10 protein-coding genes and 1 pseudogene are annotated in these 12,328 nt (G+C 66.3%); 6 read left to right on the top strand and 5 right to left on the bottom strand.

Features of this window, described 5'->3' with window-relative positions; genetic code table 11:
• Positions 1-40: 40 nt before the first annotated feature.
• Positions 41-976 carry an NAD(+) diphosphatase gene (nudC, locus tag G6N24_RS02525; protein ID WP_139822441.1) on the top strand — a complete coding sequence of 312 codons (936 nt, stop codon included), beginning with the start codon at positions 41-43 and terminating at the stop codon, positions 974-976.
• Positions 977-1,118: 142 nt separating this feature from the next.
• Positions 1,119-2,897 (top strand): annotated as a pseudogene (locus G6N24_RS02530) (IS1634 family transposase).
• A 101-nt stretch (positions 2,898-2,998) separates the two neighbouring features.
• Here G6N24_RS02530 and G6N24_RS02535 read toward each other — a convergent pair.
• Together G6N24_RS02535 and mrx1 are read right to left on the bottom strand one after the other, a co-directional pair.
• Positions 2,999-3,586, bottom strand: a complete 588-nt coding sequence (locus tag G6N24_RS02535) for a sensor domain-containing protein (protein ID WP_341276744.1) — start codon at positions 3,584-3,586, stop codon at positions 2,999-3,001.
• A gap of 324 nt (positions 3,587-3,910) precedes the next feature.
• On the bottom strand, positions 3,911-4,165 hold the full coding sequence (gene mrx1 / locus G6N24_RS02540) for a mycoredoxin Mrx1 (protein WP_085157021.1): 255 nt from the start codon (positions 4,163-4,165) through the stop codon (positions 3,911-3,913).
• Between the two features lie 187 nt (positions 4,166-4,352).
• Between mrx1 and G6N24_RS02545 the strand changes: the two genes are divergently transcribed.
• Together G6N24_RS02545 and G6N24_RS02550 are read left to right on the top strand one after the other, a co-directional pair.
• Entirely contained in the window at positions 4,353-6,455 is a 2,103-nt protein-coding gene (locus G6N24_RS02545; RefSeq protein ID WP_163745389.1) for an ATP-dependent DNA helicase UvrD2, read from the top strand.
• 417 nt (positions 6,456-6,872) lie between these two features.
• Positions 6,873-7,148, top strand: a complete 276-nt coding sequence (locus tag G6N24_RS02550; RefSeq protein ID WP_085157015.1) for a WhiB family transcriptional regulator — start codon at positions 6,873-6,875, stop codon at positions 7,146-7,148.
• Positions 7,149-7,153: 5 nt separating this feature from the next.
• Here G6N24_RS02550 and G6N24_RS02555 read toward each other — a convergent pair whose 3' ends face one another.
• Positions 7,154-8,497, bottom strand: a complete 1,344-nt coding sequence (locus G6N24_RS02555; protein ID WP_085157012.1) for a macrolide-binding ATPase MABP-1 — start codon at positions 8,495-8,497, stop codon at positions 7,154-7,156.
• A 201-nt stretch (positions 8,498-8,698) separates the two neighbouring features.
• Here G6N24_RS02555 and G6N24_RS02560 point away from each other — a divergent pair, with 201 nt between their 5' ends.
• Positions 8,699-8,872 (top strand): hypothetical protein, encoded by a 174-nt coding sequence (locus tag G6N24_RS02560; RefSeq protein ID WP_139822203.1) that lies wholly within the window; start codon positions 8,699-8,701, stop codon positions 8,870-8,872.
• A gap of 53 nt (positions 8,873-8,925) precedes the next feature.
• On the opposite strand, the gene G6N24_RS02565 is transcribed toward G6N24_RS02560, so the two are convergent.
• Together G6N24_RS02565 and G6N24_RS02570 are read right to left on the bottom strand one after the other, a co-directional pair.
• Positions 8,926-9,789, bottom strand: a complete 864-nt coding sequence (locus G6N24_RS02565) for a cyclodehydratase (RefSeq protein WP_085157009.1) — start codon at positions 9,787-9,789, stop codon at positions 8,926-8,928.
• Between the two features lie 38 nt (positions 9,790-9,827).
• Positions 9,828-11,219: a zinc-dependent metalloprotease gene (locus G6N24_RS02570; RefSeq protein WP_139822202.1), complete on the bottom strand. Its 1,392-nt coding sequence runs from the start codon at positions 11,217-11,219 to the stop codon at positions 9,828-9,830.
• A 78-nt stretch (positions 11,220-11,297) separates the two neighbouring features.
• Between G6N24_RS02570 and G6N24_RS02575 the strand changes: the two genes are divergently transcribed.
• Positions 11,298-12,320 carry a YlbL family protein gene (locus tag G6N24_RS02575; RefSeq protein WP_085157003.1) on the top strand — a complete coding sequence of 341 codons (1,023 nt, stop codon included), beginning with the start codon at positions 11,298-11,300 and terminating at the stop codon, positions 12,318-12,320.
• The last annotated feature ends 8 nt before the right edge of the window (positions 12,321-12,328 follow it).

Here is a 12,328-nt window from a genome sequence, read left to right on the forward strand (position 1 = left end):
ATCAGATCGGCATAGTGGCGGCAGGTCACTACCAGGGCGGTTGGGGCTTGGCGTGGACTTCCAGCTGACGAGCGTTCCGCTGTTGTCGCGCGTCGGCGCCGACCGGGCCGATCAGTTGCGCACCGACGTCGAAGCGGCCGCCGCGGGATGGGCGGACGCGGCGCTACTGCGGGTGGATTCCCGTAGTCAGGTGCTGGTCGCCGACGGCCGCGTGGTGCTTGGTGCGGCGAGAGCGCTGGGTGACAGGCCGCCACCGGAGGCGGTATTCCTGGGCCGCATCGAGGGTGGCCGCCATGTCTGGGCGATCCGGGGCGCGCTGGAGGCGCCCGAGGATCCCGGTGTCGAGGTCGAGGTGGTGAACCTGCGCAGCCTGGGCCGGATTTTCGACGACACCAGCAGCCAATTGGTCTCGTCGGCCACCGCGTTACTGAATTGGCATGACAGCGCCCGATTCAGCCCGGTGGACGGCTCACCAACGAAACCGACCAGGGGCGGCTGGTCACGAATCAACCCGCTCACCGGTCATGAGGAGTTTCCCCGTATCGACCCGGCGGTGATCTGCCTGGTTCACGACGGGGGTGACCGGGCGGTGCTGGCCCGCCAAACCGTATGGCCGGAACGGATGTTCTCGCTGCTGGCGGGGTTCGTCGAGGCCGGTGAGTCGTTCGAAGTCTGTGTCGCCCGGGAGGTCCGCGAGGAAATTGGCCTGACCGTCCGTGATGTGCGTTACCTGGGCAGCCAGCCATGGCCCTTCCCGCGCTCGCTCATGGTTGGCTTCCATGCCGTGGCTGACCCGGATCAATCGTTCTCGTTCAACGACGGCGAGATCGCCGAGGCGGCCTGGTTCACCCGCGACGAGGTGCGCACGGCCCTCGAAGCCGGCGATTGGACCAGCGCGACGAAGTCGAAACTGCTGCTGCCCGGGTCGATCTCGATCGCTCGCGTCATCATCGAATCCTGGGCGGCGCTCGGCTGAGCTAGCCCGAAGTTGCGACGGGTTCTGACGCGGAAGTGTGATGTGACCTGACGTTTCGGGTGTTGAAGCCCTGGTGTTTGTAGTCAGAATACTGGTGTGTTGTGTTGATGATCGTCGCGGTAGGTCGGTTACGATGCTTGGTATGCCGCGCAACATGGGGAAAGTCCACGTAGTCAGAGTCAAGAAGACTCATGTGGATAAGCAGGGGCGGCGGCGTGACTACGAATCGGTGTATCTGCGCCGCACGTTTCGCGACGGCGCCAAAGTGCGGAACGAGACGGTGGCCAACCTGTCGATGCTGCCGGCGGCCTCGATCACCGCGCTGGAGGCGACGCTGAAGGGGCAGGCCCTGATCCCGGCGGGCAGCGAGTTCACCAAGACCCGCTCGCTGCCGCACGGGCATGTGGCCGCGGTGTCGGCGATGGCGCATCGGCTCGGGTTTCCCGCGCTGCTGGGCCCGGCCTGCCGGTCACGCGATGTGGTGTTCGCGTTGATCATCTCGCGGGTGATCCGCCCAGCGTCCAAGCTGTCCACCCTGTCACGGTGGCCCGATACCACGTTGGGTGTCGATCTGGACGTGGCGGGGGCGTCGACCGACGAGATCTACGCGGCGATGGACTGGCTGGCGCACCGCCAAGATGCGATCGAGCGCAAACTGGCCGCCAAACACCTGAGCCCGCAAGCAAACCCGCATCGGATGGCGTTGTTTGACCTGACCAGTTCGTGGGTGACCGGGCGGTGTTGTGAGCTGGCCGCGCACGGGTATTCCCGCGACGGCAAGAAGGGCTGCGCGCAGATCGAGTACGGGGTGCTCACCGACCCCGGCGGACGGCCGGTGGCGGTGCGGGTGGTGCGCGGGGATACCGCCGACCCGGTCGCGTTCACCGAGATCGTCGCCGAACTGCCCGCCACCTTCGGCCTCACCGACCTGGTGCTGGTGGGTGATCGCGGCATGATCACCTCCGCGCGCATCGGCATGCTGCGCGAACTCAACGACAACCCCGACGCCCCAACCGATTTCGGGTGGATCACCGCGCTGCGGGCACCGGCGATCGCCAAACTCGCCCGTGACGACGGGCCACTGCAGATGACCCTGTTCGACACCCAGGACCTGGCCGAGATCGTCCACCCCGACTACCCCGACGAACGGCTCATCGCCTGCCGCAACCCCGCTCTGGCGGCCGAGCGTGCCCGCAAACGCCGCGATCTACTGGACGCCACCGACAAAGAGCTCGCCCGGATCAGGACCGGTGGACCGCGGCACCTTGTCCGGCGCCGCCGAGATCGGCAAAGCCCTCGGCAAAGTCAGCGGAAAATACAAGGTGGACAAGCACTTTGTCACCACCATCACCGACACCAGCTTCACCTTCGCACGCAACCAGGCGGCCATCGACGCCGAAGCCGCCCTGGATGGCATCTACGTGCTACGCACCAGCGTTGACCCCGACACCCTCGATGCGGCCGGCGTCGTCGCCGGCTACAAGAACCTGGCCAATATCGAACGCGACTTTCGCATCATCAAAGCCGACGACCTGGATCTGCGACCCATCTATCACCGTCTCGATCAGCGCGCGCGCACGTGCTGATCTGCCTGCTGGCCTGCTACCTCGTCTGGCACCTACGCAAGGCCTGGGCGCCGCTGACCTTCACCGACGAAACACCACCGGCGCGCGACAACCCGGTCGCGCCCGCGCAACGCTCCGCCGCCGCCAACGCGAAAGCCTCGACAAAACACGACGCCGACGGCAACCCGCTACGCAGCTTCCGCGGCCTGCTCGACCATCTCGGCACCCTCACCCGCGACCGCATCCGCTACCACGACACCGACATCGAAATCGACAAACTCACCGAACCCACCCCCGACCAACGCCGCGCCTTCGACCTCATCGACACCACCATTCCCCTCACCATCGCCGCGTAGCCAGAACAAACACCCACCCGAACCGGCAAAACCCCAGGTAAACCCAAGAAATCACCTAACCCAACAGTCGCAACTTCGGGCTAGCCCGGATTGGTCGGGTGCTACTTGATGCGATCGGTCATCGCCTGAAGAATCGTCGCCGCGATCTGTTGCGCGGGTTCAATACCCAGCACGCCGACGGACATCAACACTGACGATTTGACCCGATACTGGTGGCTCCATCCTTGCGAATTGAGCCTCAGAGTGGTGGAATCCGGCCTTTCCAGCGTGAAGTCGAAGGCACTGTCATGCAAGTCCGCGCACGCCGTCAGCTGCGAGTCCAGCCCATGGAGCGCACCGCTCGCCTTGCCCCCATCCGGGTAGATGACGACGGCCTGGCTGACTTCGTCGATCATGGCACTCCCGCCGGGCTCTAAGTCGTCGGTGACCCCGCTGTAGCCGACCTCGCGGTATTGTGTCCAGCCGCTGGCGAACGTGAGCTCGCTGTTGCCCACCGCCCGGCACGCCCCAGGGGCATTGATGTTTCCCTGAGACGGCTGATGCAGGTTGGCATGTTCGTGCGACGCGAGTTCTTCGGAGTTGGCGATGCGCCGCACGTCTTCGACGCTGAGGAGCAATGCTTCAGCGTCGATACCCGATGCGGTCGCGGCGCCCGTTTTTGCCGGGGCACCATGCGAGCACGCCGGCATCGCGACCACGGCGCCGGTGACGACGGCCGAGACACCCACCCGGGCCAGAACGGTTCGGATCACCGCCGTTCGCCGTCGTCGATAGCCCGCTTGAGAGCCCGCGCTGTTGTGGGTCGCTCTTCTTGGCCTCATCGTTGACAAGCCGTTTTCTGCGGACTGCCGTCCGCGGTCGGTCGCACCGGGTTTTAGCGTCAGCCGTGGAGGGGTTCACCCGCCTTCGACGCCATAGTCAATATGGTAGAGGCCCCCAAGACCCCCGCTGAGCACCCAGAATAACGACGATCGGCCGTGTCGGGGCCAAACTCGGTCAAAAAGCCGACGTTCTTAGCCGCAGATGCCTGCCAGCTTCGCTTTGACCTCGCCTGCGCTCGGGTTGGTCAGCGTCGACCCGTCGGCGAACTTCACCGTCGGGACCGTCCTGTTGCCGCCGTTGACCGAGCCGACGAATTCCGCTGCCGCGCCGTCTTGTTCGATATCGACCTCGTCGTAAGGGATTCCGTTGGCCTCGAGCGCCGTCTTGAGCCGAAAGCAATAGCCACACCATGACGTCGTGTAAACGGTGAGCGGAGCATTGGTCATGACCCGATAACGTAGCCCGGCGACCCCAAAATTCCGAGCGGGCCGTGAAGCGGCCCGAGGTGGGGGCACCACCCGCTTGCGGGGGAGCTGGGCAATCCACGCCCGGCGAAGAACCATTCCGTGGGGGGCCGGGAAACGGCGTGGCGAAACGCCGGGTTTGTCGGCGACCGCTGCCAAGATGGACGCCATGCCAATGGTTGCGGACCCATTGATCGCCGAGTTGGACGACGAGCAGTGCGAAGCCGTGCTGGCTCCGCGCGGCCCGGTCTGTGTGCTCGCGGGCGCGGGAACGGGCAAGACCCGCACCATCAGCCACCGGATCGCACAGCTTGTCGCCAGTGGTCATGTCGCCGCGGGCCAGGTGCTGGCGGTGACATTCACCCAGCGTGCGGCCGGTGAGATGCGGGCCCGGTTGCGTGCGCTCGACGCTGCGGCGCGGACCGGCTCCGGCGTCGGCGCAGTGCGGGCACTGACCTTTCACGCGGCCGCCCACCGCCAGCTGCGGTACTTCTGGCCGCGAGTCATCGGTGACACCGGCTGGCAACTGCTGGACAGCAAGTTCGCGATCGTCGCCCGGGCAGCCAGCCGCGCCAGGCTGAATGCGAGCACGGACGATGTGCGGGACCTGGCCGGCGAGATCGAGTGGGCCAAGGCGTCGCTCATCGGCCCCGAGGAGTACGCGGACGCGGTGACGGCGGCCCGGCGCGATATCCCGTTGGACGCCGAGAAAATCGCGAGTGTCTATGCCGCGTATGAGGCCCTGAAGGTCCGCGATGACGCCGTCACGCTGCTCGACTTCGATGACCTGTTGCTGCACACCGCGGCCGCGATCGAAAACGACGCCGCCGTGGCCGACGAGTTCCGGGATCGCTACCGTTGCTTTGTCGTCGACGAGTACCAGGACGTCACCCCGCTGCAGCATCGTGTGCTCTCGGCATGGTTGGGCGAACGAGATGACCTCACGGTCGTCGGTGACGCCAACCAGACGATCTACTCGTTCACCGGTGCCTCACCGCGGTTTCTGCTCGACTTCTCGCGGCGGTTTCCGGACGCCACGGTTGTGCGCCTGGAGCGCGACTACCGCTCTACCCCGCAAGTGGTGTCCCTGGCCAACCAGGTGATTGCCGCCGCCCGTGGGCGGGTCGCGGGCAGCAAGCTGCAGCTGTCCGGCCAGCGTGAACCGGGTCCCGCCCCGTCGTTCCATGAGTATCCCGACGAGACTGCCGAGGCCGCCGCGGTGGCCGCGTCGACAGCGCGGCTGATCGATTCCGGCACCCTGCCATCCGAGATCGCCATCCTCTACCGGGTCAACGCCCAGTCGGAGGTCTACGAAGAGGCGTTGACCGAGGCAGGCATCGCCTACCAGGTCCGCGGAGGCGAGGGATTCTTCGACCGTCAGGAGATCAAGCAGGCGCTGCTGGCCCTGCAGCGAGCCTCCGAACGAGGTGCCGACGGTCCATTGCCCGACGTGGTGCGCGGTGTCCTGGAGCCCCTGGGGCTCACGGCCGAGGAGCCCGTCGGCACCCGGGCCAGGGAGCGCTGGGCGGCGCTAACCGCCCTGGCCGAATTGGTCGACGACGAGGTGGCGCAGCGTCCGCGGCTGCAACTCCCCGGATTGCTGGCCGAGCTCCGGACGCGCGCCGACGCGCGGCACCCACCGGTGGTCCAGGGGGTCACGCTGGCCTCGCTGCACGCCGCCAAGGGGCTTGAGTGGGATGCGGTGTTCCTGGTCGGGCTGGTCGACGGCACCCTACCCATTTCGCATGCGTTGGCGCACGGCCCCGAGAGCGAGCGTGTCGAGGAAGAGCGTCGCCTGCTCTACGTCGGAATCACCAGAGCCCGAGTGCATTTGGCACTCAGCTGGGCACTCTCGCGAGCTCCGGGCGGGCGTCAGAGCCGCAAGCCGTCGCGGTTCCTGAACGGGATTGCGCCGCAGACGCGCATCGACCCGACGCCGAGCAGGTCCCGGCGCAACCGGGGCACCCCGACCCGCTGCCGAATCTGCAACAAAGGCCTGGCGACGCCGGCGGCAGTCATGCTGCGGCGGTGTGAAACATGTGCCGGTGACGTCGACGAGGAGTTATTGCTGCAGCTGAAGTCCTGGCGGCTGAACGTCGCCAAGGAACAGAACGTCCCCGCCTATGTCGTCTTCAGCGACAACACCCTCATCGCGATCGCCGAGCTGCAGCCGACCGACGACGCAGCCTTGATCGCGATCCCGGGCATCGGCGCGCGCAAGCTCGAACAGTACGGGCAAGACGTGCTGCAGCTGGTTCGGGAATCGCGCTGAGGGCAAATCTGCAGGTCAGAAAATCGGTTGTCATCGACCGCGGCGAGCGTTTACCCTCTATAGCGCATTCCGCTAGCCGTAGCTGAAGGCTGGAATTTTGGGTGGGCACACGAGAGGAGGGCGGCCACGATGATCGGCAACAACGCGTTCGGTGTAGGCATGGTTGCCCATGCCGCCCATGCCGCCCATGCCGCCGTGCCGGCGGCCGCGGTCAAGCACCGTGTCGCCGCCGCGACTGAAGCGTCCGTGGATCGGGGCTCAACTTAGCTACCTAGCGCGCCCGCCACATGGCCACGGACCCGAAGTCACAAGGATCCGTGGCCACAGTATGTGGGGCACCAGTCCCCCAAATCCTCCCGACCTGGTCCGGATCACTGGAAACAAGAGCCACCAGACCAGGAAGCAGGTGAACAGGACATGTCGGCACCGACAGTCCCCAAACGAAGGCAGCCGGTCCGCCAACGGGCCTTGCCCTGCCATGTCGGTGATCCCGACCTGTGGTTCGCCGACACCCCAGCCGACCTGGAGCGGGCGAAGACGCTCTGTGTCAGCTGCCCGATCCGGCGTCAGTGCCTGGCCGCGGCGCTCGAGCGAGCCGAACCGTGGGGCGTGTGGGGCGGCGAAATATTCGAGCGGGGCTCGATCGTGAGCCGCAAGCGTCCGCGCGGACGTCCACGCAGGGTCGCCGCTTAGCCTGGTCAGACGGCGGCCGTGTCGGGTTCGGCGAAACCGGGGATCAGCTCCTCGGTCAGGGCCTTGACCGGGACATGCGCGTCCAGCTGGCACAGGATCGCGGCCACCGAGGCGATCACCCGCATCGGGAGCGCAAGTTTGGGCGGTAGGTCCATCTGCCGCGCCGTGCGGATCTGCGCCACCGAGCGGTCGATCTGGCTCACGGTCATCCTCTGCAGCCACTTGCGGGTGTAGTGGAAGACCTCGACCTCGATGGGTTCGACATACTGGCGCAGCATCTCGTCGATCTCGCGGACCGACACCTGTTGTCCTCGCTGGATGAATCCCGCTTTTTCCATCGTCGGCAACAGAAGGTCGTAGTTCGTGTCGCGGGCCAATCGGATGGTCATCCCGAGCTCGATGGGATAGCCCCCCGGCAGGGGCGCCACGGCACCGAAGTCGATGACGCCCATGCGGCCATCGGGCATCAGCATGAAATTCCCCGGGTGGGCGTCGCCGTGGAGCAATCCCAACCGACGCGGCGCGTCGAAGGTGAGCTCGAGCAGCAGCGTCCCCATCAGGTCGCGCTGTTCGGGGGTCCCGTGGCGGATGATCTGCGACATCGGCACGCCCTCGATCCACTCCTGGATCACGACCTTCGGTGCGCTCGCCACAACGTGTGGCACCAAGAAGCGTGGGTGGCCGGCGTATGCCTTGGCGAACGCGCGCTGGTTGTCGGCCTCCAGCCGGTAGTCGAGCTCCATCTCGGTGCGTTCAATCAGTTCGTCAACCACGCCCTGGACGTCAGCGCCCGGCGAGAGCTGTTTGAGCACGCCGACCATGCGCTGCATGGTCTTCAGGTCGGCCCGCAACGCCTCGTCGGCGCCGGGGTACTGGATCTTGACGGCCACTTCGCGGCCGTCGGACCAGATCGCCTTGTGCACTTGGCCGATGCTGGCCGACGCGACGGGAGTGTCGTCAAAGGAACTGAACCGGTCCCGCCATTTGGTGCCCAGCTGGGCGTCGAGCACGCGATGCACCCTGTTGGCGGGCAGCGGTGGGGCGTCCTTTTGCAGCTTGGTCAACGCTTCCCGGTAGGGCTCGCCGAATTGCTCGGGGATGGCGGCTTCCATCACCGACAGCGCCTGGCCGACCTTCATCGCCCCGCCCTTGAGCTCGCCCAGGACGGTGAAGAGCTGGTTGGCGGCCTTCTCCATCAGCTCGGCGTTGACTTCGTCTTTCGACTTGCCGGTCAGCCGTTTACCGAGGCCGAGTGCAGCCCGGCCAGCCATGCCGACCGGCAAGCTGGCGAGCTTCGCATTGCGGGCCGCACGGCCACGCTTGATGTCTGCCACGCAACCATCATCCATGACGGTTAGTCCGTCGGGACATCGATATGGCACCAACTGTTTTCATTGCGGATGGCACCGATCAGGGATGACGGTTGCCGGCACTACATGTTGTGGTCATTTGGCAACATCAGCGGCCGCTGAGCACAATATGTAGTCTCCTTGCTGGTCACAATCATGTGACTCATCGAAACCCACCTTCGAAGGGCGTATTGGGAAACCATGTCAGCTAAGCAAACGCAGCACGATGCCGCCGACTCCCTGTTCAGGGCGATTATCGAGACGCTGGACCGGCACCGAAACGAGCGCACCTTAACGGAGACGGTGCTGGACGATCTGGCCCGGGCGTACGCGTCGGTCTCGGCAAACGTCCCGGAACAGGGACGACTGGGGTAGATAGATAGCGACCAAGAGTCGTGCCCTGGGTTATCCACCGGGGCACATCCCCGTCAACACGAACACAGCGGGTGCCTGGCCCAATGACGCGCGACGATGGCGCCGGCATTGAGATCCAACTCTAGGGTGGCGTTCAAAGCCGGCGGCGGATCGGGCGTGGCTTCCTGCCCGCGCACGGCCGCGATCACCCGATTCACTTGGCTCAGGGCCAACGCCGTGGTGGCTAGCAGGGTGGCCCGGTCGGCCACGCCGACCGTCTCCCGCAGCTGGGCGGCGATGGCCGGCCACGCGGCGTCGCGGTCGCTACGGTGCAGGTCGGCACAACCGAGACAGCTCGTCACGCCGGGGATGACCAACGGCCCCACCAGCCCGGTGCCGTCGCGGACGCGAACCGGGAGGTGCGGAATGCCGTCCCGGTGCAGATCGCGCACCATGCGCGGGTCGGCTACCAGGTAGTCCGACAACACCACCAGATCCACCGCCGCGGGGGTCACCGCCGCATGCGGTTGGCTCGTATGGCCGATCCGGGCTCCCGAACAGCGCAGCCCCTGCACGAGCAGTTCCGACAGCGGACCTCGACCGTGCACGCGAATCGATGCGGCCCGCCCGCGGGAACGTCGGCGATCATGGCTTTGTTGGGTCGCCACACCCGCGCGCACCAGGTGCGCGACGAGGTTCGCCAAGTCCTCGGCGTCCACCAGGCCGCGGTCGACGGCTTGACGCTGCAGCTCGCTGATCGCAACCGCCGAACGCATCGAGCGCAGCAGCGTGGCCAACTCCGCCGCGGTCAGGCCCGAGGGTGGACGGACCAGCACGGCCCGGCGGGGATCCCAACCCACCTGCACGGCGCCGTCGGGTCGCAACAGCACCGGCATCGCGGGATCCAGCGAGTACAAGGAAGAACCAGGCCGTGGCATGAGCTGAGACTGTGCCACGCCAAAAGCACACGGCTCGCTCAGTTATCCACAGAACCGCCGGGGCGGGGATCCTCGGTGCCGCGTTCTCGCTCCAGCTGCGCGATCGCCTCGTCGATGCCGCTGGTGTCGCCGCCAATGACCCCGTCGATGAATTCGGCCGGGTCGTCGAGATCCTCGGCAGCGGGCAGCAGGTCCGGGTGCTGCCAGATGTCGTCGCGGGCGTCGGTACCGGCGGCCTGCGTCAGGCGCTCCCACAGCGCGGCGGCCTCCCGCAGCTTGCGTGGCCGCAGTTCCAGACCGACCAACGTCGCGAAGGTCTGCTCGGCGGGGCCGCCGCTGGCCCGTCGCCGGCGGAGCGTCTCGCTGAGGGCCGCCTCACCCGGAATCCGCTCGCCCAGCGCCGCGGTCACCACCGTTTGCACCCAGCCCTCGATCAACGCGAGCAGCGTCTCGAGCCGTTCGAGCGCTTGTGTCTGGGCCGGCGTCGCCTTGGGCTCGAATACTCCCTGGCTCAGCAGCTGTTCCATTGCAGCGGGATCCGACAGCGTCGCCGGATTGAAATCGCGTGCCAGTTCCTCGATCCCGGTCATGTCGATCTTCATACCCATGGCGTAGGCCTCGACGGCGCCCAGTAGTTGACTGGCCAGCCACGGCACATGGCTGAACAGGCGGTGGTGTGCGGCCTCACGGGCGGCCAGGAATGTCAGGATCTCGCTGCGGGGCTGTTCGAGTCCCGCGGCGAACGATTCGACCGCATCCGGCAGGATCGCGGCTATCCCCTTGGGTCCCAGCGGCAGACCAATGTCGGTCGACGTCAGCACCTCGCGGGACAACCGGCCCAGTGCCTGACCGAGCTGCGAACCGAACGCGATGCCACCCATCTGCGACATGATCGACAGCAGCGGGCCGGCCATGCTCTTGGCCTCCTCCGGCAGTGAGGACGCCCACACCGTCGAGATCTGTTGGGCCATAGGATCGCACAGCCGCTTCCAGGTCTCCAAGGTGTTGTCGACCCAATCGGTGGGGCTCCAGCCCACCGCCTTGGTGGTGCCGGCGGGCAGCGCCGTCACCCCGTTTAGCCAGGTCTCGGCGAGGTGCACCGCATCGGCGATCGCCGAGTTCGTCGCGGCCGGAACGGGCGCGACGAACCCGATCGAGCTGGAGGCAACCTGGCGGGCCAAGTCGTAGTTGACCGGGCCGGCGGATTTGCCGGCAACCATAGCGGAGCCCGCGCTGCCGAACATCTGACCGAGGCGGGTGAAGATTTGCCCCAGGTCGGCCATGTCGAATTCCCCGCTCACGCCGAACGGGCCGAACGGGTTGGCTCCGGATCCGGAGTCCGGATCGTTCTTCCCGCGCTTATCGCGGTCGGGGTCGTCTCCGGAGGAGAAGCCGAAAGGCACGTCTGCCATGACCTCAACGGTACTCACCGCCGGAACCGCGTGCGCGGTCTCTTGTCATGCTCGTAGCTGAATGCGTCCTAGCCGGTTCCGTCTAGTCTTGGCGGCGTGAACAGGCGGATTCTGACCTTGGTGGTCGCGCTGGTGCCGATCGTGGCGTTCGGCGTGTTGCTCGCGGTGGTGACGGTGCCGTTTGTCTCGCTGGGTCCCGGTCCCACCTTTGACACACTGGGGGAGGTGGACGGCAAGCAGGTGGTGCAGATCGAAGGGATCCAAACCCACCCGACGTCAGGTCACCTCAACATGACGACGGTGTCCCAGCGCGACGATCTGACCCTGGGTGAAGCCCTGACGTTGTGGCTGTCGGGTCAGGAGCAGTTGGTCCCCCGTGACTTGGTCTACCCGCCGGGCAAGTCACGGGAGGAGATCGACAAGGCCAACAACGCCGACTTCAAGAACTCTGAAGACAGCGCCGCGTACGCCGCCCTGGGGTACCTGAAGTACCCGGCCGCGGTGACTGTGGCGACTGTCAGTGACCCCGGTCCGTCGGTCGGCAAACTGAAGTCCGGTGATGCCATAGACGCGGTCAACGGCGCACCGGTGGCCACCGTCGACCAGTTCACGGCGCTGCTGAAGAACACCAAGCCAGGCCAGACGGTGACGATCGACTTTCGCCGCAAGAACGAGCCACCCGGCGTAGCGCGGATAACGCTGGGCACCAACAAAGATCGCGACTACGGCTTCATGGGTGTCGCGGTGCTGGATGCGCCCTGGGCGCCGTTCGTCGTCAACTTCAACCTCGCCAACGTGGGCGGGCCATCGGCAGGACTGATGTTCAGTCTGGCCGTCGTCGACAAGCTCACCACCGGTGACCTGGCCGGGTCAACGTTCGTCGCGGGCACCGGGACGATCAGCGTCGACGGCAAGGTGGGCGCCATCGGCGGCATCACCCACAAGATGGTCGCCGCGCACGCCGCCGGCGCCACGGTGTTTCTGGTGCCGGCCAAGAACTGTTACGAGGCGAGTTCCGACAACCCGTCCGGTATGCGGTTGGTGAAGGTCGAGACCCTCAGCCAAGCCGTGGACGCGCTGCACGCGATGACGTCGGGACGACAGACGCCCAGCTGCTGACGCGGCAC

This window comes from Mycobacterium lacus, assembly GCF_010731535.1.
Classification (GTDB): domain Bacteria; phylum Actinomycetota; class Actinomycetes; order Mycobacteriales; family Mycobacteriaceae; genus Mycobacterium; species Mycobacterium lacus.

Bases quoted from the DNA above. Each gene is read 5' to 3' on its own strand.
- G6N24_RS02535 (WP_341276744.1), bottom strand. From the start codon at position 3,586: ATGCCGGCGTGCTCGCATGGTGCCCCGGCAAAAACGGGCGCCGCGACC.
- mrx1 (WP_085157021.1), bottom strand. From the start codon at position 4,165: ATGACCAATGCTCCGCTCACCGTTTACACGACGTCATGGTGTGGCTAT.
- G6N24_RS02545 (WP_163745389.1), top strand. From the start codon at position 4,353: ATGCCAATGGTTGCGGACCCATTGATCGCCGAGTTGGACGACGAGCAG.
- G6N24_RS02550 (WP_085157015.1), top strand. From the start codon at position 6,873: ATGTCGGCACCGACAGTCCCCAAACGAAGGCAGCCGGTCCGCCAACGG.
- G6N24_RS02555 (WP_085157012.1), bottom strand. From the start codon at position 8,497: ATGGATGATGGTTGCGTGGCAGACATCAAGCGTGGCCGTGCGGCCCGC.
- G6N24_RS02560 (WP_139822203.1), top strand. From the start codon at position 8,699: ATGTCAGCTAAGCAAACGCAGCACGATGCCGCCGACTCCCTGTTCAGG.
- G6N24_RS02565 (WP_085157009.1), bottom strand. From the start codon at position 9,789: ATGCCACGGCCTGGTTCTTCCTTGTACTCGCTGGATCCCGCGATGCCG.